At 41.5% G+C, this 20,588-nt stretch carries 19 protein-coding genes, 1 tRNA gene and 1 pseudogene; 5 read left to right on the top strand and 16 right to left on the bottom strand.

Annotation, left to right across the window (positions count from 1 at the left end):
* Window positions 1–292 precede the first annotated feature (292 nt).
* A complete protein-coding gene (locus tag MHB38_RS16350; RefSeq protein ID WP_060781445.1) occupies window positions 293–1,702 on the top strand; it encodes a polysaccharide deacetylase family protein in 1,410 nt (469 codons plus the stop codon).
* Between the two features lie 16 nt (window positions 1,703–1,718).
* Here the strand turns inward: MHB38_RS16350 and abc-f are convergent, their stop codons facing one another.
* The 10 genes from abc-f to MHB38_RS16400 form a co-directional block, all read right to left on the bottom strand.
* Complete coding sequence (gene abc-f / locus MHB38_RS16355; RefSeq protein WP_341004318.1) at window positions 1,719–3,278, bottom strand: ribosomal protection-like ABC-F family protein; 1,560 nt, start codon at window positions 3,276–3,278, stop codon at window positions 1,719–1,721.
* 334 nt (window positions 3,279–3,612) lie between these two features.
* The gene (locus tag MHB38_RS16360) at window positions 3,613–4,383 is read right to left on the bottom strand and encodes an ABC transporter ATP-binding protein (protein ID WP_046527391.1); all 771 of its coding nucleotides are present in this window, start codon (window positions 4,381–4,383) and stop codon (window positions 3,613–3,615) included.
* A complete protein-coding gene (locus MHB38_RS16365; protein ID WP_073412770.1) occupies window positions 4,377–5,195 on the bottom strand; it encodes an ABC transporter ATP-binding protein in 819 nt (272 codons plus the stop codon). Before MHB38_RS16365 ends, MHB38_RS16360 begins: the two co-directional genes overlap by 7 nt.
* On the bottom strand, window positions 5,158–6,045 hold the full coding sequence (gene opp1C, locus MHB38_RS16370; RefSeq protein WP_073412772.1) for a nickel/cobalt ABC transporter permease: 888 nt from the start codon (window positions 6,043–6,045) through the stop codon (window positions 5,158–5,160). The genes MHB38_RS16365 and opp1C overlap by 38 nt, the downstream gene beginning before the upstream one ends.
* A gap of 5 nt (window positions 6,046–6,050) precedes the next feature.
* On the bottom strand, window positions 6,051–6,980 hold the full coding sequence (opp1B, locus tag MHB38_RS16375; protein WP_017368098.1) for a nickel/cobalt ABC transporter permease: 930 nt from the start codon (window positions 6,978–6,980) through the stop codon (window positions 6,051–6,053).
* Window positions 6,981–6,995: 15 nt separating this feature from the next.
* Window positions 6,996–8,639: a nickel ABC transporter substrate-binding protein gene (gene nikA / locus MHB38_RS16380; RefSeq protein WP_202734201.1), complete on the bottom strand. Its 1,644-nt coding sequence runs from the start codon at window positions 8,637–8,639 to the stop codon at window positions 6,996–6,998.
* A gap of 124 nt (window positions 8,640–8,763) precedes the next feature.
* Window positions 8,764–9,933 carry a macrolide family glycosyltransferase gene (locus tag MHB38_RS16385; RefSeq protein ID WP_202734200.1) on the bottom strand — a complete coding sequence of 390 codons (1,170 nt, stop codon included), beginning with the start codon at window positions 9,931–9,933 and terminating at the stop codon, window positions 8,764–8,766.
* A 167-nt stretch (window positions 9,934–10,100) separates the two neighbouring features.
* The gene (locus MHB38_RS16390; protein ID WP_234922864.1) at window positions 10,101–10,991 is read right to left on the bottom strand and encodes an ABC transporter substrate-binding protein; all 891 of its coding nucleotides are present in this window, start codon (window positions 10,989–10,991) and stop codon (window positions 10,101–10,103) included.
* A 236-nt stretch (window positions 10,992–11,227) separates the two neighbouring features.
* A complete protein-coding gene (locus MHB38_RS16395) occupies window positions 11,228–11,692 on the bottom strand; it encodes a DinB family protein (protein ID WP_073412777.1) in 465 nt (154 codons plus the stop codon).
* A 302-nt stretch (window positions 11,693–11,994) separates the two neighbouring features.
* Window positions 11,995–12,070 (bottom strand) — tRNA-Arg (locus tag MHB38_RS16400).
* A gap of 253 nt (window positions 12,071–12,323) precedes the next feature.
* On the opposite strand from MHB38_RS16400, the gene clpP reads away from it, so the two are divergent.
* Entirely contained in the window at window positions 12,324–12,920 is a 597-nt protein-coding gene (gene clpP / locus MHB38_RS16405; RefSeq protein WP_007500118.1) for an ATP-dependent Clp endopeptidase proteolytic subunit ClpP, read from the top strand.
* 55 nt (window positions 12,921–12,975) lie between these two features.
* On the opposite strand, the gene MHB38_RS16410 is transcribed toward clpP, so the two are convergent.
* Window positions 12,976–13,554 (bottom strand): LOG family protein, encoded by a 579-nt coding sequence (locus tag MHB38_RS16410; RefSeq protein WP_017368101.1) that lies wholly within the window; start codon window positions 13,552–13,554, stop codon window positions 12,976–12,978.
* A gap of 136 nt (window positions 13,555–13,690) precedes the next feature.
* On the opposite strand from MHB38_RS16410, the gene MHB38_RS16415 reads away from it, so the two are divergent.
* On the top strand, window positions 13,691–14,032 hold the full coding sequence (locus MHB38_RS16415; protein ID WP_017368102.1) for a MazG nucleotide pyrophosphohydrolase domain-containing protein: 342 nt from the start codon (window positions 13,691–13,693) through the stop codon (window positions 14,030–14,032).
* 29 nt (window positions 14,033–14,061) lie between these two features.
* Here the strand turns inward: MHB38_RS16415 and MHB38_RS16420 are convergent, their stop codons facing one another.
* Window positions 14,062–15,684, bottom strand: coding sequence for a SulP family inorganic anion transporter (locus tag MHB38_RS16420; protein ID WP_060832675.1), 1,623 nt, complete (start codon window positions 15,682–15,684; stop codon window positions 14,062–14,064).
* A 37-nt stretch (window positions 15,685–15,721) separates the two neighbouring features.
* Window positions 15,722–16,303 carry a beta-class carbonic anhydrase gene (locus MHB38_RS16425; protein WP_017357909.1) on the bottom strand — a complete coding sequence of 194 codons (582 nt, stop codon included), beginning with the start codon at window positions 16,301–16,303 and terminating at the stop codon, window positions 15,722–15,724.
* 563 nt (window positions 16,304–16,866) lie between these two features.
* Here MHB38_RS16425 and MHB38_RS16430 point away from each other — a divergent pair.
* The gene (locus tag MHB38_RS16430; RefSeq protein WP_026050151.1) at window positions 16,867–17,844 is read left to right on the top strand and encodes a 2-hydroxyacid dehydrogenase; all 978 of its coding nucleotides are present in this window, start codon (window positions 16,867–16,869) and stop codon (window positions 17,842–17,844) included.
* A 342-nt stretch (window positions 17,845–18,186) separates the two neighbouring features.
* Window positions 18,187–18,513 (top strand): annotated as a pseudogene (locus MHB38_RS16435) (ribonuclease); the annotation flags it as partial.
* A 52-nt stretch (window positions 18,514–18,565) separates the two neighbouring features.
* On the opposite strand, the gene MHB38_RS16440 reads toward MHB38_RS16435, so the two are convergent.
* From MHB38_RS16440 to whiA, 3 genes are read right to left on the bottom strand one after another with little or no spacing between them, the layout of a single operon-like run.
* On the bottom strand, window positions 18,566–19,309 hold the full coding sequence (locus MHB38_RS16440; RefSeq protein WP_017368107.1) for an arylamine N-acetyltransferase family protein: 744 nt from the start codon (window positions 19,307–19,309) through the stop codon (window positions 18,566–18,568).
* Between the two features lie 38 nt (window positions 19,310–19,347).
* Window positions 19,348–19,605: an HPr family phosphocarrier protein gene (locus MHB38_RS16445; RefSeq protein ID WP_008348124.1), complete on the bottom strand. Its 258-nt coding sequence runs from the start codon at window positions 19,603–19,605 to the stop codon at window positions 19,348–19,350.
* Between the two features lie 26 nt (window positions 19,606–19,631).
* Complete coding sequence (gene whiA, locus MHB38_RS16450; RefSeq protein ID WP_008348125.1) at window positions 19,632–20,582, bottom strand: DNA-binding protein WhiA; 951 nt, start codon at window positions 20,580–20,582, stop codon at window positions 19,632–19,634.
* Window positions 20,583–20,588 lie beyond the last annotated feature (6 nt).

Below are 20,588 nucleotides of genomic sequence, written 5' to 3' on the forward strand. Positions count from 1 at the left end.
ATGAGAATCATAATCATCAAAATTATAGCCGTCAGCCTCTGAAAAATCAATGTGCGGCTCATTTTTTAATTATTGAAGGTATGTGTAGACGGCAAATAAGAGAATTCTTTCCTTCTGCTTTTTCTCGTTCTGAAAGACCTATCATTTTTTACAGTAGTTTAATAGGAAAATAGTTGACATTCCGCATGAAAATCCCCTAAAATTACAAAAGTAAGTCAATTGTTATAAAAATATTACAAAAAGATGTCAAAGGAATAAAGAATGACCCGTCATGAGAGGAGAATTGAAAGTTGTGTCAGTAAAGGGAAAATGGAGTATCATCCTATTTGCGCTTGCCATCGTCATTGGAGCAGTTGCATTCTTTCAAAATCAGCAAGCAAGCGGTACAGAGAAGAAAAATGTGAAGCAGGATACGAATTATAAAAATGTTGAAATTGTCACTCTTGTAAATGACGGGAAGTTTATGAGATATGCGGTGAACTATCCACTTTTTCATCAAAAAAAGCTAGATGACAAGATTCAAAGCTATGCGAATTCAGCATTAGAGCATTTCAAAAAGACATTTAGTGAAGCAAAGGACATTGATGAAAACAAACGGTTTGAACTGAATATTGACTATGACATGGTGCACTATGCAAAACAATCTGCGGCCATTTATTTTACGACCTACACATATACAGGTCAGCAAAATGGGACCACTCATCACGTCACAATCAATTTCGATTTTCAGAAAAAAGACTTTCTTGACACAAAAGATTTATTTCAACCAAAAAAGGACTATTTGAAAAAATTATCCTATATTACATACACGGAGCTTAAAAAAGATAAAACCTTGTCTAAGGATCTATCACTCCTTCAAAAAGGAACAGCCCCTACTGATCAAAACTTCAGTCAATTCGCCTTAAAAGAGAAATATATAGAGTTCTATTTCCCAGCTTCTCAAGTAGCCGCAAAGGACTTAGGTCCGCAAACGCTGGCGATCAAAAAGACGCTGCTAAAAGATATCTTGAAGCCTGAATATATGAATAAGACCAAAAATCAGAATGAAATCAAAGAACCGAATCCAAAAAGAAAAGCCGTCAAGCTGCCGCAAAAGCCAAAGCTTGATCCGAATAAAAAAGCCATCGCACTCACATTTGATGATGGTCCAAACCCAGCCACAACGTCAACCATTTTAGCAGCGCTGAAGGAAAATAAAGGACACGCCACCTTTTTCGTATTAGGAAGCAGGGTTCAGTATTATCCTGGAATGCTTGCCGACATTTTAAAGAGCGGAAATGAGATCGGAAACCATTCATATAACCATCCTTTATTAACGAGACTCCCTCTAAAAGAAGCGGTCAAACAAGTAAAAGACACGCAGAAGCTGATTGAAAAGGCCAGCGGTTATACTCCTACGCACTTTAGACCGCCATATGGAGGAACAAATCCCGACATCAATCAAGCGGTGGGCATGAACGTTTCATTGTGGGATGTCGATCCTGAAGACTGGAAAATTCGCAACAGCCAGCAGATCACAAGCCATGTTCTCTCACATGCAGCAGATGGCAAAACCGTACTCATGCACGATATTTATGACAGCTCTGCTCGAGCAGCAGTGAAGATCATACATGAACTCACCAAACAAGGCTACCAGCTTGTCACAGTCAGCGAACTTGAACAATTGAAAAAAGAACGAAACGAACAGACCCCTGTGCAGTAAACACAGGGGCTTTTTTTTATGACTCTAACAACTTCTTTCTTTTTAACAATGCTTGAAACGTCTCTTCAAGCTCACGAGAAGGCTCGATGCTTAAACGACTGAGCACTTCAGACAGCTGCATATCAATCAGCAGGAGCTCTTCTTCTTTCTTTGTAGCAGCTGGCTTTTCTTCCTTTTGTTTATATTCTTCATAGGTGCCATCAAAGCGTTCAATGGTACCCTCGTGCACATGAAGAATACGAGTAGCCACCTGCTCAATGAGCCTCCTGTCGTGGGAGACAAACACAACTGTGCCCGGGTAATCTTTTAAAAGTCCTTCAAGCGCTTCTACTGCCGCAAGGTCTAAAAAGTTCGTGGGTTCATCAAGCATCAGAACATTGGCATCACTGACGAGCAACTTTGCAAGCATCGTCTTCACCCGTTCCCCGCCGCTTAATACGTTCGTCAGCTTATACACATCGTCTCCCCGAAACCCAAGTCTCGCTAAAACGGTGCGAACGATCGTCTCATCTTGAATCGCCTGTTCCAGTGCATTTTGTAAGATCGATTCATCTAGATTCAGTCCTGAAAGATCTTGGCTGAAATAACCAATCTTCACGGCTTCTGAACGAAAAATCCCGGGATGTCCGTTTACAAGCATTCGGAGAAATGTCGTTTTACCACTCCCATTCTTTCCAATGATCGCGACTTTGTCTCCGCCTCTTACTTCTACATTCGCCTTTTTCCAAAGGACTTTATCTCCTGCCATGCCATCTACATGTTCGACACGAAAAATGGAGCGGCTTGCCACTTCCTTCATGGTGTGCTGCGTCATTTGAAGAGGCTGGACTTCCTTCACCTTCTCCACCTTTTCTAATTTCTCCATTCTTGTTTCAATAGATTTGGCTGTTTTTTGAAGCTTTTTTTGCTTGTTTGCATAATAAGGCTTCGCAATTTTAGGCCCCGAGGATTTCAGCTTTGGAGATGGCTTTGTCGCTTTGTCGGCCTTTTTCATTTTCTTTTGCATGGCATATTCTAACTGTTTTTTCTTTTGGGTATACGCCTCGTACGCCTCCACTTGCTGACGATGTTCGAGTTCTTTTTGCCGGGCAAAATCGCTGTAGTTGCCTTTGTATGGTTTGAGTTTCCCATCCTCCAATTCCCAAATGTCTGTACATAACGCATCTAAAAAAGCACGGTCATGCGAGACGACAATCAGAGCACCTTGATGATAACGAAGCTTTTCTTCTAGCCACTCAATATGCTCCGTATCTAAGTGAGTCGTGGGTTCATCGGCTAATAAAAGGGCAGAAGGCCGACTTAAAGCTCTCTCAATATAAGCTTGAGTCATCTCTCCGCCACTTTGTCTGCCATCTCCTGTCTTTAGTTGAGGAAGCAGCGTACAAGTTGTAGTGTGTGCAAATGTGCCGCTGTCTGGTTTTTCCCTACCCGCCAGTACATGGAGCAATGTCGTTTTCCCACTGCCATTCGTTCCCACAAGGCCGATTCGGTCCCCTGGATGAATGGCCAGCTCCTCTATATCAAATAACAAGCGATCCTTTCTAAATACTTTTAATTGGTGGGCTCTCAGTAACATCCAACCCTCTCCTTTCGTATCAGGAGACATGAAAAAGCCTCCTATTCTCAGAATAGGAGGCAAAATGGTGTACAAAAATAAGCGTATCGATACAGAATGACATGCGGTTCATCAAATGAGCACACATATCCCCCGTATCCATCACTTCAATCTTTGATTCCCAAGCTGTACCATCCTATTCCGAAGCTAAAAAATGAAAACGCAGCAAACATAGCAACACATATCGTTTGCTCACTGCCTTCGTTCTTTCATTTTGCTTACAGGTCATAGGATTAGTACTTCATTGCATTGGGTCACCCTTCCGTCATTTATTACGTATACGATAAAAGATTGGTTATTTTTTGTCAAGCTGAAAAGGCATGAGTGAGTCTATTAGCTTGAGCGTAAATGGATGAGTCGCTTCAAACAGCTGGTCACTTTTACATTCTTCCACAAGTTTTCCCTCATGTAAAAAAAGAAGTCGATCACATAAATAAACGGCTGCCTCTAGATCATGGGTAATCATGAGAATGGTCATATCTAACTCTTGCTTTAATGTCTCAAGAAGCTCCAATATTTGAACTTGGACAGAAACGTCAAGTGAGCTAAGGACTTCATCTAAGATGAGAATGGCTGGATTCGTCGATATGGCTCTTGCTATGCATACACGCTGGAGCTGACCGCCGCTTAGCTGATGAGCATATTGATTTAGCAAAGACGATGGAAGTCTTACTTGCTTGAGCAGGGACAACACTTTTTGGTTCATATTCATGTTTCGCTTTATTATTTGCATGGGTTCTGCTATGATCTCTTTCACTGTAAAGGAAGGATGGACAGAAGATAGATAATCCTGAAAAACAACACTCATTTCCCCCCGGTTCATCTTACGCCATGTATGAGCTGGCCATCCATCTATCTTTATCTCTCCGCCGTCTAATGTTTCTAAACCAAGCAGCGTACGTGCTATTGTACTTTTACCACTACCGCTCTCACCGACTAACCCGACACATTCACCTTCTCCAACCTGAAATGAAACCTGAGCTATACGTGCTATGGATTCCTCTTTATGAAAAAAGCGCCCTTTATCTTCTCCATGTTTAAGTAGTTGATTTGCTGTGATCAGCATGGGAATGCCCTCACTCTCTTCTGCTGCCTCAGTGCTTCAAGGGGTGCCGATAAGCGAAGCCTCGTTTCTAGTAAATGCCTCGTTTGAGGATGCTCAGGTGATGTAAATATCTCTTTTGCATGACGATGCTCAAGCATCTTCCCTTGGTGCATCACCAACAATTCATCAGCGATTGCCTGAACGACGCCTAAATCATGAGAAATGATGATCAAGGCAGCTCCTGTTTCTTCTTTCAGCCTCTGTAATTGTGTGATGACTTCGCGCCGGTTATATGCATCTAATGATGCTGTAGGCTCATCGGCAATGATCACGTCAGGAGAAAGCATGATCGTAATGGCAATCATGACACGTTGAAGCATTCCTCCCGACAGCTCATGAGAATATTTTTTCATTAACATATGCGGATTGTTTAAATGGACACGTTCTAGCCCAGTGATCGCATGTGCTGTCCCTTCTTTTCCACGTAAACCCAAATGCCGCTGGAACGTTTCAAGTATTTGATGACCAATTGTTTCAATTGGATTGAACGCATTCATAGCATCTTGTGGAATGTAGCCAATTCGCTTTCCTCTCCACTGCTGTGCAGTCTGACTTGTCAATTTTTCACCGTCAAACAAAATGGTCCCAATCATCTCTAGCGAAGGAGGGATAAGGCCAATTAATGCTTTTGCAACAGTTGATTTTCCGCTTCCACTTTCTCCAATAACGCCTAAACAACGTTGTCTATGTAATGTAAACGTGATATTTGCCACTAAATCCTTTTGTTGAATCGGATCATGTACGGACAGATTTTTTATCTCGATGAAAGGCAAACCGTCTCCCCCCTTTTTTGTTGGTAAGGTGCATGGCAGGGTTCATGACCTGCTGAAGACTGTCTCCTAAAAAATTCAGTGCCATGACCACAAATAAGATCGCAAGTCCAGGCGGAAGCATGTGAGCCGGGTGCGTCACCATGACATTCTTCGCCTCGTTGAGCATCATGCCCCATTCCGGTGTAGGTGCACTCACACCTAATCCAAGAAAAGACAGAGCAGAAATATTTAAAATGACCCAGCCTGCGTCAAGTGTAGCAAAGACAGCAATCTCTCCTGAGATGCGAGGAAATAGATGTTTTCGAAGGATATAAAAAGGTGAACCCCCAGATACTTTCGCAAACTGAACAGATGGTTCATTCGTATATTGCAGGACTGACGAACGAATCATCCTTGTATACCAAGCCCATTTTGCAAGGACATTGGCCAAAATAATATTGAAAAGCCCAGGTCCCATAATGCCCACAACGGCCAAAATCATCACCTCTGCTGGAAATGACAGCATGACATCACATATTCTCATTAGAGCTCCATCAACTTTCCCTCTAAAAAAACCAGCCATGAGTCCAAGTATCGTGCCAATGAGCATCGTGATACACATTGTCAGCACGGCAGCAAGCATCGTTGTCCGAATACCATATAAGAGCCGCGACAATACGCATCTCCCCAGCTGATCCGTTCCGAGCGGATATGTTAGACTCACACCGGCATATTTTTGAAGAATATTCGTGTCAGTTGGATCATGTGGCGCTAGCACTGGTGCAAACAGCCCAGCTAATGTGACAAGTGCCAAAAACCAAATAGACAGAATGGCTATGCGATCTTTTCTTAATCGATTCCATCCGGGCAAAGTTCTCAGACCTCCTTTCGCAACTGCGGATTCATGATCATTTGTATGACGTCCGCGATAAGGTTGCACACAACGAATAGAATTCCCATCACAAACAAATAGGCTTGAATCATAGGAAAATCGGCGTGAAAAATAGCTGTTACACACAAACGGCCAACCCCTGGCCAAGCAAAGAGATTTTCAATAATGACGGTTCCTGCAATGAGCTTTGGTATTGACATACCGAGTGCTGTTACCGCTAGTTGAAGGGCATGTCTCATCACCTTCAATTGAATGGTTCGTTCCTTTAAACCACGAGCTCTTGCATAAAAAACAAAGGGCTCGTGCTGAAACTTTAGGATTTGATTTCGAATGAGTCTCACATAGGTCGATAAGTAGCCAAACGATAGAGTCATCGCTGGCAAAAGAAGCGATTTAAACCCTTCCATTCCACTCGTGTTGACCCAGTTAAATTTGACTGAAAAAAGCCAGATAAATAAAATGCCCAACCAAAAACTAGGCATGGAAGCTGCAATAAACACAAATGCTCTCACGATTCGATCCAACCATGTATGTGCCGCATATGCACACACCATTCCGAATAACAAACTCAGCACAATAATAAACAAAAGGGACATCCCTGCAAGCTGTAAAGTCGCAGGAAGTGCCTCCATCATCAGGTCAAGTACAGGCTCATGTGTGACATAACTACTGCCAAAATCACCTGTTAATCCGTCTTTAAGCCATGTGACATAGCGTATGAAAAAAGGTTGATCTAAGCCTAACTCTTGACGCATAGATTCAACCATCTCTTCCGTTGGGGTTACTTGGTTCACACGTAAAGCGACCTCAGCTGGATCACTCGCACGCATCGCAAGTAGCACAAACGCAAAAAACGTAATGAATACAATGAGCGGCAAAAGAAGCAATAATCGTTTTATGATATAGCGTGTCATGTCTCAGCCTCCCATTTATGACGAAAAATACATTCGATCAAAGGGAATTTCATACTGAGATACATGAAAATCTACACCTTTGAGGCGCTTATTATAAACGGCCTTTGTCACAGAATAGGAAATAGGGATATACACATTTTCATCATGAATATACGTCAAAATATCTCGGTACATTTGTGCCCTCTTTTGCTCATCCGGCTCCACCAATACTTTCGTAATGGTCTCATCCAGCCACTTTTTCTTTTTCAATCCTAACTGAGCTTGATAATCAGCATGGGATGCAACACGGAATGAAGAGACGTATGTTTGAGGGTCATAAGGAAGTCCCCAAGATAGAGAGTACATAAGATCGAACTTTCCTGTTTTTTGACGATCTAAAAATGCCTGTTTTTCTTCACCTCTAATATCCAGCTTGATTCCAACCTGCTTGAAGTCCTGCTGAATCGATTCACTAATCGTTCTTTCACCTGCATTATCCGAATTATAATAAATGGTCACGCTGAGCGGCTTGTCTTTTTGATAGCGATAGCCGTCTTCTTTTAGCTTCCAGCCTGCCTCATCTAATAATGCCACTGCTTTCTTTTTTTGATAGGTTTTCTTTTTAAGCGGAATATCTGCGTAAGGGACTGATGGGGCGAGCAGTGTATGTGCCACCTGTTCAGTTCCATTTAAAATCCCTTCTGTAATCATCTCTTTTTGAATGGCATATTGAAATGCTTCTCTTACTTTTGGATCTTGTGTTATTGGTTCATTGGAGTTGATCACAATAGATCTTGATCCAACAGGAGGACTCACGGTTACCCCATATTGACCAGCTTCTTTTAAAGCCTGAAATGAATCTCCGTCGATCATGTCACCATCAGCTCCAAATAAGAGGTCGATCTCCCCTTTTTGCAGAGCGAGTAAAATCGTTTGGTGATCCGGCATGACCTTCCATTTCACTGTTGAAATCTTTGGCTTCTTTCCCCAATAGTGATGATTCACGTCAAAAATGGCATATTGATTTTTCTTATGTTCCTTTAACACATAAGGACCTGTACCTGCATAACCTTTGACGCCTTTTGATGTGGTGCCATCAATAAAGCTTTTGGGAGAAATAAAACGGAATGGACGTGTTAAACCAAGTTCTTCTAATGTTGGATAATAGGGCTCCTTCAATGTGAGAACAAATGTATGTTCATCTACAGCCTTTGTGGATTTAATTTCTGACACGAGATTGAGCCAAGCATTTTTTTCAATATTTTTGACAACTGCATCAATATTCATTTTGACAGCCTTCGCATTAAATGGCTCACCATCTGAAAAAGTCACGTTTTCTCGAAGATGAAATGTGTAGGTTTTTCCATCTTTAGAAATATCCCAGCTTTGGGCCAGGGCAGGTTGAATGCCTTTTTCCGTATTCACAACAAGCGATTCAAACACCATATTTTGAGCGGCCATCTCCCCGCCATATAGATGGGGATTAATGTCTCTTATATCTTTTGTACTTGCATACACCAGTTCATCATCTTCTCTTCCACTTAAACTGGAAGAAGTCTTATTTTCAGAACAAGATGCCAATAGAAAACAAGCCATGACTGAAAACAGCATCAAGGTATATGTCACAAAGGACTGCTTTTTCTCGTCCTTTTTCTTTATGTAAACAGGTTGATGATTCATATGTACTTCCCCCAAATGTTCATTTTATCGTAATCATTACGATTATTAATCGAAATGATTACGAATTGAATATTAGCATACAGATCTGGGAAATACAATGTCTTTTTTCACCGAAAAAACAGACTCATGATTGAGTCTGTTTCGCTTGCATAAGCTGATCAATGACACGTAATGCTTTTTCTGTTCCACCTGCTGTTTGGAAACTTTCTTCAATCTTTTCAATTCCAGCACGGTACGTGTCACTTCCCAGTACACTTTCTACAGTATCTCTCAACTGCTTTGCTGTCAGCTGGTCTTTATCGAGTGCACGAGCAGCAGAGAGATCCGTCAGTCTTTTTGCCACCATCGGCTGATCTTTGTCAACCGGGATGACAACCATTGGAACATGATAATGAATACCTTCATTGACACTGTTCATCCCGCCGTGGGTGACAAACACATCTGTCAGTTCAAGGACTTCAAGCTGCGGCACATAAGGCTCGATGAGAAAATGAGATGGCGCTTCTTTTAGGAGAGACATGTCGATTTTTTCACCAGTTGCGAGAATCACTTTTCCATCAAAGTCGGCAAAGGCATCAATACACATATTAAAGAATGCTTCAGTATCTCCAAGAACCGTTCCCATTGAAATAAAGACGACCTTCTCTCGCTCAAGCGTTTCTAACGGGAAATCATGCTGGTCAGCACGTTTTAGAAAGCTCGGTCCAATGAAGACAAACGAATCATCCAATGCATCAACAGACGGCTGAAAATATTCACTTGTATACACCATATTCAGTTCTCCGCGGTTTTTCATGAATTGCATCAAATGGGTTGGCTGAACGCCAAAACGTTCATGTATTTCTTCTAACAGATGAGCCGCCTTCTCATCTTTTCTGTATAGAGGTGTATCAAAATGTGCCTCTTGCAGCACAAAAGAAGGATTCGAACCGATGCCTGGAATCTGTAAGTAATCCCGCACAAGCTCACCTGCTCCAAACATATCAAAATAGACCAAATCAAATGAATGCTGTTGAGAAAGAGTTTCCACCACTTCTAAAATGTCTAATGACGTTTGTAGCATGGCATGAAAAAATGGCTGCATGGATTCCAAATCGTCTTCTTCCACACTTAATGTCCGAATATAATCTGGATGTATATGTATGTGAGCGCCTAAGCGTTTGATCCGCTTTTGATAATGTTCAGTTGTGACCACATGCACTTCATCACCTCGATCAACAAATGCTCTTATCATTCCTAACATTGGGTTCACATGTCCTTCAGCTGGGAACGTAATCATTAAAACCTTCGCCACAAGAATCCTCTCCTTATTGTCAATTCCCTTCCATGTTAATCTTATACAGTGATCGGGCTCAACAAATACGCCTGAAAAGAGCAGAAATGAGTCTTATGGCTAGTATTTTAAGAGGATAGCAGAAAAAAAGACAAAGCCTCCTGTTTAAGTGCTTTGTCTTCTTTTTATTAATTTTTAAGTAGCATTTGTTTAAACGCAGCAGACTGTTTTTCAATTGAGATTGGATCAGCATAGATAAATTCATTGATTGAATAGGATAAAACATGTCCTTGTTTCACTGCTTTATTCTTCTTCCATACACCGCTGCCTGTGATATCAGGATTCGGTGCTTTTCCATCCTTTGTTGGTACAAGTAAATAGTCACCTGTATACTCATTCATCTCTTCTAATGAAATACCGAGATACCCTTCTTTCGGAAGAGCCTTATCCGCTTTTTCAGGCAGGCTAAATCCATACCCTTGATAGATGACCTCCCCACCGCGGCCAAAGTCTGTACCAAATAAATACACTTGCTTAGGCTGCACATCCATGATGGAGAACGTCTTGTCTTCACCAATTTTTGCTTTGACCTCTTTGCCGTCTTTTTTCAGCTGCTCGTCCATTTCTTGTATTTGTTTTTTCGCTAACGATTCTTTTCCAAGAATCTTTCCGATTTCAATATGCATCTCTTTAAAGCTATGTTCACTTGTTGTGAAAGTGATTGTTTTTGCGATCTTTTTATATTTTTCAACTTGATCATTTTGTGAATAAGCAATGATGAGATCAGGCTTCAGTTTGGCGATTGCCTCCACATTTTCTATCGGCACCCTCTTCACACCTGTTTCATCTAAAAAGGATGATTTAGGATAAACATCTGTCATGCCAACAGGTGTCACACCTAACTTTTTAAAATTTCCAAGCTTTGCTGTTAACACAACAATTCGTTTAGGCTTGTCAGGAATGGTGATCTTTTCACCCGTTTCAGTTGTATATGTACGAGTATTTGATTCTTGTTCTTTATTGTCTTTCTGCCCACAAGCCACCAACAATACTGCCAGCAGACTCATAAGCCAAATCATTTTTTTCACTTACGAAACCACCTTTAATTGAGAATGATTATTAATTATAACATAAACAGTGTTAAAGTTTTAGAAGTGAGCGCCACTCACAAAAACCCTCTTCTGATGGAGAGGGTTCGAGAAACCTTTTTCTATCGTGAACCAGGTCAAATGCACACGTGGAGAATGTATCCCCCGACACGATAGGTGTTATTACAGGGTCTTATTAAAGTAAAACACCCTTTAGTTGAAGAACATCATTCAAACATTAAAATTTTGGGGTCTTGATTGTAACAGTGAACAAGCATAGCATGTAATTGTCCCCTATGATGATAAACATGTGCTAATATCTCTAACAACCATTCATACCTTGTATATGTCACACCCCAATAGGAAGTGGTACGAGACAGTAGTTCTGTGTCCGATAATTTCATATAATTATTTTTTAATGAATGAAAATTAGTCATTAAGCCTTTTTCTATCGACTTTACAGTTTTATATGATACATTAGCATAAAATTTTTCCATCTCTTCTTGGGTCGCCTCATTCGCAATACGCCAGTCAGCTTCACAAATAATCGCAATGTGTTCCAGCAACTCTCCGATAGACTGCTTATGAGGTGTTGGTCTTTTTCGTAAATCAGCTTCTTCTAATTGACTGACTATTTTTATTAATGTTTTAACAGCTACTTCAATTTGATGTAAAACACTTTCACAATTCATTAGTGCCTCCTTATTAAGGAATTCTGCCCTTTTCGTTGAACAAGCTTTGAGAATATTGATGCACTGACTTTATACTCCAATAATAGATTAAGTTTACTTGATTGCTATCATAAAGAAAATTTGTCTTTTTAACAATTTTAATCTGTGCTTTTCGATACAAAATGAACTCTCTAATAAATAGTGAAGTTCCTCTCAATTTACTCACACAATACCACTCATAAAAAACAAAAAAACCCTTTATATTTCAAAGGGTTTTCAGCTTTTTCACACATTATAAATCCAATCCTATCGGATACTATAGACGCGCTCGGAGGGATTCGAACCCCCGGCAGACGTGGTACCGGAAACCACCGCTCTATCCAACTGAGCTACGAGCGCACGATATGTTTTTTAAACGTCAGCATATCAAATTATAAGGGAAATGCTGCAAGAAAGCAATGATTAATCGCCAGCCCTGTCGATGTATCTTCTTCATTCCCATACATATAATCATATGATGGTTTGAAGTGAAAGGATTTTGGGGAAAATGGATAGGGGTATTTGATTTTAGGTCAGCATTTTGTTTGACCTTTATTGACCAAAAATGTATCATTGAATTACATACTTACCTAAAAGGTGAAGGAGGAACATTATGAATTTAATACCTACAGTCATTGAGCAAACAAATCGTGGGGAAAGAGCTTACGACATTTATTCTCGTCTTTTAAAAGACCGTATTATCATGCTTGGTTCTGCGATCGATGACAATGTTGCCAACTCCATCGTATCACAGCTTCTCTTCTTAGAAGCCGAGGATCCAGAAAAAGATATCTCTATCTACATTAACAGCCCTGGCGGTTCGATCACAGCTGGTATGGCCATTTATGATACGATGCAATTTATTAAACCAAAGGTATCAACTATTTGTATTGGTATGGCTGCATCTATGGGTGCGTTCCTGCTTGCTGCTGGTGAAAAAGGTAAGCGTTATGCCCTTCCAAATAGTGAAGTGATGATTCACCAACCACTAGGTGGTGCGCAAGGTCAAGCAACAGAAATTGAAATTGCGGCAAAACGAATCCTTTCTTTACGCGATAAACTGAACCAAGTACTTGCTGAACGTACTGGTCAGCCAATTGAAGTCATTGAGCGTGATACAGATCGTGACAACTTCAAAACAGCGGAAGAAGCACTTCAATACGGACTCATTGACAAAGTCTTGACCCGTAATACAGAAGAACAAAAATAATCACAAAACAAACCGTCTGCTCTTTGAACAGACGGTTTTTTGTTATGCATCTATTTTAAGACAGCTCCGTCCATTTCTGCTGAAGAGACGGTGTTTGATAGGAAGCCATCTGTGAAATCAATTCTTCCGGTTCTCCAGAGGCATGTAGCAATTGAAGGTGTGATTCATTCGAAAAACCTTCCTGTACACTAAACTTCACCATGTCTATGAGCGGATTGAAATAGTCATTCACTTGATACAATCCGATTGGCTTTTGATGGATGCCAATTTGCGCCCAGCATAGCACCTCAAATAATTCTTCATATGTACCAAAACCACCTGGCATGGCAATAAACCCATCGGCCAGCTCGCTCATTTTCGCTTTTCGTTCATGCATCCCTTTGACTTCAATGAGTTCAGTGAGCTCTTGATGCACAACTTCTCCTCTAAAAAGCCCTTTTGGCATGACTCCGATCACTTGCCCGCCGTTTTTCAATACCTCATCCGCTATAGCTCCCATTAAGCCAATTCGTGAGCCACCGTATACAAGGCGGATTCCTTGCTCTGCCATATAAGCCCCTAGCTCGACAGCTTTTTGTTTGTAGATGTCATTCACACCTGGATTCGAACCAGCAAACACACAAATCGTTTTCATCAAAACAGCTCCATCTCTCTCTATGATTTCTTCACCCACTCATTCTACTATAATTCATTGTAAAGAAACAGCCGCTCCATCTATATATAGTGTAAAATCAGAAGATGAACACCATATAAGGAGCTGTATAAAGAGAATGCAAACAACTGAAATGGAAAAATGGATCAAAGATTTCTACAAAATGAGAAATTGGACAGAATACGGGCCGTTTATCAGGTTAGGTTTCCTGATGGAAGAAACAGGTGAACTCGCTCGCGCAGTCAGGGCGGTCGAAATTGGACGCGATCGACCTGATGAGAAAACACAGGAGGATGCCGCGTTAAGAAAGGACCTTATTGAAGAAATGGGAGATGTCTTAGGAAATCTACTTGTTCTAGCTGATCTCTATGATGTAACAGTAGAAGAGGTCTTCTCTTCCCATCAACAGAAACTCACACAACGGTTTTCTAGTGAAAAAGAGCAGGTAAAAAGCACGTGACCGACATGTCACGTGCTTTTTTTAGCCTTTTATAGCTGCTGTGGTGTAATATCATCCGTTCGTTCAAAGAAATGCTGCTTTCCAATGTGATGGAAAAGACCGGTACGATGCAAAAGCTCTTTTGGCTGTGATTGAAGCCCTACAATCATCAATTTTCCATTGTGATGCTTTAAACGATTGGAAATGTTCATCAGAACCGCTTCTGCCGAGGTGTCCATATAATTCACTTTGTTCATAAGCAAAATGAGTGTTTTCGGCTTTGTCTGAACATGATCCAAAATCGAATTTTCCAATGAATCGGTTGTACCGAAAAAGAGTGGCCCTTCAATCGAATACATACTAACCCCTTTCTGATCGGTCTCCCTTTCTAAGGCAGCCGCCGTTTCGATTTGAGGAACAGCGACATTTGTGTGGATATTCGTTGTCTGGCTCATTTTTTTGATAAAGGCGATAAACGCTAAAATGAGACCTGCAGTCACCCCAATTATCAAATCACCGATGACCGTTAGCAGGAAGGTCACGACAAGCACAAGGGAATCCGCATTTTTGACTTTGACAATATTGATAAACTCTTTTTTCTCACTCATATTCCACGCCACAAACATCAAAATCGGTGCCATGGCAGCAAGTGGAATCATCGATGCATATGGTGCAAATAACATTAAGATGAGCAAGACAACGACACCATGCACGACTCCTGAAATGGGGCTTGCTCCACCATTTTTAATGTTTGTTGCCGTACGAGCAATCGCTCCCGTCGCTGGGATCCCTCCGAAAAGCGGTGCCGCCATATTGGCAATTCCTTGCCCGACAAGCTCCTTGTTGCTGTCATGCTTTGAGCCTTTCATATTATCAGCAACCATAGCTGACAAGATGGACTCCACGCCGCCTAAAAGGGCAATGACAATAGCCGGAGGCAGCAGATAAATCATTTTTTCAATCGTCAATTCAGGAAAAGCGAAAGTTGGCAGCTGACGAGGGATTTCGCCATATGCAGAGCCGATGGTTTCAACTTGTCCTTGAAAAAAGAGAACAGCTATAAATGTTGAAACGAGTAGACCTAATAGAGCACCAGGTATTTTGGGAATGTATTTTTGTGCCGCCAAAATCACGATGAGCCCAACAATCGCTGTGAGAATGGCGAAACTGTTTGCGGTACCAAGATGGACCACGATTTCTCTCATATTGAGGAAAAAGCTTTCATGCTTTTCAACACCCTTTAATCCGAGGAAGTTGGCAATCTGTCCTGAAAAAATAATGACAGCAATGCCGGCAGTAAAGCCGATGATAACCGGACGAGGAATAAATTTCATGAGCTTCCCTAGTTTGAATATTCCGAATAATACAAGCATACAGCCTGCCATAAAACCAGCAATGAGTAAGTTTTCAATACCGTACTGACTGACGATCCCGAATAAAATTGGAACAAATGCCCCGGTCGGTCCGCCGATCTGATACTTTGAACCACCAAACAATGAAATCAAAATGCCGGCAACGATGACTGTGTATAATCCGTATTCTGGTCCGACACCAGATGCAATGGCAAAAGCCATGCCTAAAGGAATTGCCACAACGCCCACGACAAGCCCAGCGATTAAATCGCGTCTAAACTTTGATGAATCATAACCTTCAAATCTTCCATAAAAACGCATGGTATGTGTTGGCCTCCTTCAAGTATGTGTAGATGATTTAGGTATACTGTGGGTCGATCTGTTTATCTTTTATAACGACATCCAGCTTTCCTGTTGCCGGATGAATCACTAGTCCATGAACAGCTACATCACTTGGCATGAGCGGGTGCTCTTTGACTAATTTCACACTTTGGGATACGCTCTCTTCCACTGAATCAAAGCCTGTCAGCCAGCCCTTTAAATCGACACCTGCGCTTTTCACAATGCTCAAACACTTTTCCTCAATTCCCCGTGCTTTTGCCTTTTCAAGTAAAGGGTCTGCCGCAAGGCCTGCCATTCCGCATTCATGATGGCCGACAATGCATACTTCCTCTGCTTTCAGCTCATAAATGGCTAGTAAAATACTCCGCATGACACTGCCAAATGGATGTGTGACGATGGCTCCTGCATTTTTAATGATCTTCGCATCACCATTACGAAGCCCCATGGATTGCGGTAATAATTCCAACAGGCGTGTATCCATACAAGTTAATATAACCAATTTCTTCTCAGGAAATTTTCCCGCCTTGAAAGGCTCATACTGTCTCTCTTTCACAAAATCTGCATTGTGCTGAAGAATCTGTTCTAATGTTGATTCCATCCTGTCATCTCCTATCTTTTTTAAGTGATTGTAACGCCTTACCTGGCCTCCTTTTCCCTTGTGTGTTCTCAAGCATAGAGAAGAAAAATGATAGAAAAAAAAGAAAAAAATGAGAAAACGATGAGAGAATATGTAAGCATTTTCTCTATTTTGCTCTTTGTTCCGCTTCAGCACAGGGGATATGCGGCTTTTGCTTACAAACGATGGCTCACATTTCACCAAAAGACGATGAAAAGGTTTAGTAGAAAATGACCGTCCCGTTTAATACACTGCAAATATAATAAATTTTCTATCAAAAAGTCTCGATCTATTTTCCAGTTTGTCAGATTATCTCCCGAAACATCTAGCATTTTTCTATGACTCATCTACTAATCACTCGTTTTTCTACATCATAAAAAGACATCAGATGGCCATGTCATTTACTCTTTCACTATAAAAATCTCTCCTTTTCCGTTATTTCAGTATATTAAATATTGAGCAGCTCATATTCAAACGTGTACTGCCAAAATGGTTGCTTTATAATAAAAAGAGAAAGATGACCATGTGAAAGGAGCGAGTTGATGATGAAACCACATATTTTTGTCGCCAAACCCTTACCTGCCACTTTTGAAGACATGTTAAAAGAACATTGTACATACGAGGTATGGCAGTCAAAGGACCCGATCCCAAGAGATCTATTATTTGAGAAGCTGCAGAAGGCTGATGGCCTTTTAACATCAGGTACGAAAATTGATCAAGATTTATTAGATCATGCACCTCAACTCAAGGTGGTAAGCAATAATTCAGTCGGCTATGACAATTTTGATCTAGAAGCCATGAGACAAAGAGGCGTGATTGGTACGCACACGCCTTATACACTCGATCATACCGTTGCTGATCTTGCCTTTTCGCTCATTCTCTCTTCTGCGAGGAGAATTGCCGAGCTTGATCGTTTTATCCGCAAGGGAAAATGGACAAAATTTGTTCAAGAGGAAGATATATTCGGCATTGATGTCCATCATCAAACGCTTGGGATCATTGGGATGGGACGAATCGGTGAGCAAGTAGCCAAACGAGCCGCTCATGGTTTTGATATGAACGTCCTCTATCACAACCGGAGCCGAAACGAGAAAGCCGAATCGGCCTATGGCGCTGTATATTGTGCACTGGATGACTTGCTAAAGCAAGCTGATATCATTGTGTTAATCACACCGCTGACGGATGAGACGTACCATATGATAGGAGAGCGGGAATTGAAATTAATGAAGCCGACAGCTTTATTCGTGAACATCTCCCGAGGAAAAACCGTCGATGAGAAAAGCCTCATTCAAGCACTGCAGGAAGGGTGGATTAAAGGAGCTGGTCTGGATGTGTATGAGCAAGAACCGCTTCAGGAAGATCATCCTTTCAAAGAGATGGACAATGTCACGCTTGCCCCGCATATCGGTTCCGCTACTGAAACGACAAGAGATCTTATGCTGAAACGAGCCATTCATAATGTGATTCACGGAATTGACGGTAAAGCCCCTGTTGATATTGTGAAGGAGCTTGCCTCATCTTAATTGAAAAAAGGCGCAGGGAACTGCGTCTTTTTGTTTACGTCATCTAGAGACAGTAGGTCAAAAAGCCTCATTTTTTCCAATCTCCTGATTCTTTACATTCTCTTCATATGCCGGTGCTATAATATGAGGTAGACAAGCATCAAGAGGACGGCATCCCATTTCCTTTTGAGGAGGATCAAGATGAAAAAAATAAGTTCGATTTTTACTCTGTTCGCTCTGATTGCTGCCATTCTGTTTTCTGGATTTATCCCGCAGCAAGTCCATGCAGAAACACCACTTACACCCACAGCCACAAATGAGACTGCTTCCGTACAGCTTGCACCAGACCTTCGTACCCTTGCCGTCATTAATACCTTTGATGGTGTAGCAGATTACTTAATCCGCTATAAACGACTACCTGATAATTACATCACCAAATCACAAGCGAGCGCCCTCGGATGGGTTGCATCAAAAGGAAATTTAGCTGAAGTCGCGCCGGGCAAAAGCATCGGTGGAGACGTATTCTCTAATCGGGAAGGACGCCTTCCATCAGCTAGTGGCCGTACATGGCGTGAAGCCGACATCAACTACGTCTCCGGTTTCCGTAATGCTGACCGCCTAGTATACTCAAGTGACTGGCTCATTTATAAAACAACCGATCACTATGCGACATTTACGAGGATTCGTTAATCATTGTAAAAAGACAGCCCTAAGTCAAAAGGGCTGTCTTTTTTCATATTGTTTACGGAAGCAGTTTTTGTACGTACTCCTCAAACGGTTGTGAGAGTGGTTTCTTCGATACTTCGTCCTGTTCATGTATCGTGACATGATCCTCTGTCACGATCACACGACCTGTTGGTGTCAGTTTGGATGCAAGCGGTCTTTTGTTAAAAGGAGAGGCTTCATTTTCATAAATCTCATGCCGCAATTGCACAAGTGTATCTTCACCGACTTCTTTTAATGTGAAAGCATAACCTGTTTCAGCACCCGCTCCCCTATCCAATTGGAGTAGATGGGTTCCTTTTTCTGTTTCCTCTTCGTTCACTCGAAAACGAAGGGACGGTGCTTCCACCCATTCACCTGTAAAAGGGACGGGCTGAAGGGGTAAATTCACACCAAATCCTGCATCAATGAGGTAGCGCTCATGGTGATGTTGAAGGACGATGGCTACATGCGTCCCATCCAGTGCCCACTTCTCTGCTTCTTTGTTATATACGGTCCCTTGAACGAGCTGTACAGCGAGACCTGCCTCTTTTAAGACATAATATAAGAGCGGATTGAGGTCATAGCAAAGCCCACCTCTGCTGCCTTCCAGAAGATGATGCTTCAAACCTTCTGGATCCAAAGCATAGGCGTGTTTACCCACCACAGATCTATTTTCAAAAGGAAAGGTATAAGCCATCTTCCTTAGTAAATCCGGCAATTGATCAAACGTAATGGACACGGCTTCGTATCCAATTTTCTGTAAAAAGGCTGATTGAATCACAACTTTCCCTCCTAAAAAAACTGAGCCCTTGAAGAGACTCAGTTTTCTTGATTGATAAAATCCGTTAACGCATCGATGGCTTCTTGTTCATCTGCTCCATCAGCTATTAGTTTGACGGTGACCCCAGAGCTGATCGCAAGGCTCATCAGTCCCATAATACTCTTCGCATTGACCTTTTTCCCATCTTTCTCTAGAAAAATATCAGCACCAAAACGATTGGCTTCTTGAACGAACAAAGCAGCCGGACGTGCCTGCAAACCCGTTTTCAGCTGAATTGTGACCGTTTTTTCCACCATATGATCTGCCTCCCTTTTTTATTTCCCTATTTGAGTGTAACAGCTTGTCCGTTTCTTAATTGTTCTGCAATCTGATCTAGCTTTCTTAAACGGTGATTAATGCCTGATTTGCTGATCTTGCCGCTTTCCACCATTTCGCCAAGTTCCTTTAGTGTGACTTCTTGGTAGTCAATACGCAGTTGCGCAATTTCACGCAGCTTATCTGGCAGAGCGTCTAATCCAATCTTTTCGTCAATGAATTGAATATTTTCAACCTGGCGCAGTGAGGCACCGATCGTTTTATTCAAGTTTGCTGTTTCACAATTGACGAGCCGGTTCACAGAATTCCTCATATCTCGGACGATGCGCACGTCTTCAAAACGAAGCAATGAGTTATGAGCACCCACAACACTTAAGAATTCCGTAATTTTCTCCGCTTCCTTCATGTATGTGATAAAGCCTTTTTTGCGTTCAAGTGTTTTACTATTAAGATGGAATTGATTCATGAGCTCACAAAGGGCATCATTATGTTCTTTGTATAGTGAAAAAATCTCAAGGTGATACGAAGAGGTTTCTGGATTATTCACAGAACCTCCTGCTAAAAAAGCACCTCTCATATAGGAACGCTTGCAGCATCTTTTCTTCACAAGTTCTTCTGAAATGTTGCGTTCAAATACAAATTGTTCACCTAATATCTTTAGGTCCTCTAAAATGGTTTTCGCTCGTTCTACCAGTCTGACAATATACACATTATTCTTTTTTAATCTCATTTTTTTACGAACGAGCAGCTCCACAGTCACATCGTATTTCTTTTTCAAAAGGGTATAAATACGTCTTGCAATGGCTGCGTTCTCTGTCTGTATATCTAAAATCAATTTTCGATTAGAAAAAGATAATGAACCGTTCATACGGATGAGGGCAGAAAGCTCTGCTTTTGTGCAGCAGTCCTTCACTTCCAGATTAGTCAGCTCTTTTTTTGTTTCGGATGCAAATGACATCCTTGC

It is taken from the genome of Bacillus sp. FSL K6-3176, from assembly GCF_038003325.1.
GTDB classification, from domain to species: Bacteria; Bacillota; Bacilli; order Bacillales; family Bacillaceae; genus Bacillus; species Bacillus altitudinis.

Excerpts from the sequence above, each read along its gene's own strand:
- clpP (WP_007500118.1), top strand. The coding sequence starts at position 12,324 with ATGAATTTAATACCTACAGTCATTGAGCAAACAAATCGTGGGGAAAGA.
- nikA (WP_202734201.1), bottom strand. The coding sequence starts at position 8,639 with ATGAATCATCAACCTGTTTACATAAAGAAAAAGGACGAGAAAAAGCAG.
- MHB38_RS16360 (WP_046527391.1), bottom strand. The coding sequence starts at position 4,383 with ATGCTGATCACAGCAAATCAACTACTTAAACATGGAGAAGATAAAGGG.
- whiA (WP_008348125.1), bottom strand. The coding sequence starts at position 20,582 with ATGTCATTTGCATCCGAAACAAAAAAAGAGCTGACTAATCTGGAAGTG.
- opp1B (WP_017368098.1), bottom strand. The coding sequence starts at position 6,980 with ATGACACGCTATATCATAAAACGATTATTGCTTCTTTTGCCGCTCATT.
- MHB38_RS16390 (WP_234922864.1), bottom strand. The coding sequence starts at position 10,991 with ATGATTTGGCTTATGAGTCTGCTGGCAGTATTGTTGGTGGCTTGTGGG.
- MHB38_RS16395 (WP_073412777.1), bottom strand. The coding sequence starts at position 11,692 with ATGAATTGTGAAAGTGTTTTACATCAAATTGAAGTAGCTGTTAAAACA.
- MHB38_RS16445 (WP_008348124.1), bottom strand. The coding sequence starts at position 19,605 with ATGGTGGAAAAAACGGTCACAATTCAGCTGAAAACGGGTTTGCAGGCA.
- abc-f (WP_341004318.1), bottom strand. The coding sequence starts at position 3,278 with ATGTTACTGAGAGCCCACCAATTAAAAGTATTTAGAAAGGATCGCTTG.
- MHB38_RS16425 (WP_017357909.1), bottom strand. The coding sequence starts at position 16,303 with ATGGAATCAACATTAGAACAGATTCTTCAGCACAATGCAGATTTTGTG.
- MHB38_RS16420 (WP_060832675.1), bottom strand. The coding sequence starts at position 15,684 with ATGCGTTTTTATGGAAGATTTGAAGGTTATGATTCATCAAAGTTTAGA.
- MHB38_RS16410 (WP_017368101.1), bottom strand. The coding sequence starts at position 13,554 with ATGAAAACGATTTGTGTGTTTGCTGGTTCGAATCCAGGTGTGAATGAC.
- MHB38_RS16415 (WP_017368102.1), top strand. The coding sequence starts at position 13,691 with ATGCAAACAACTGAAATGGAAAAATGGATCAAAGATTTCTACAAAATG.
- MHB38_RS16430 (WP_026050151.1), top strand. The coding sequence starts at position 16,867 with ATGAAACCACATATTTTTGTCGCCAAACCCTTACCTGCCACTTTTGAA.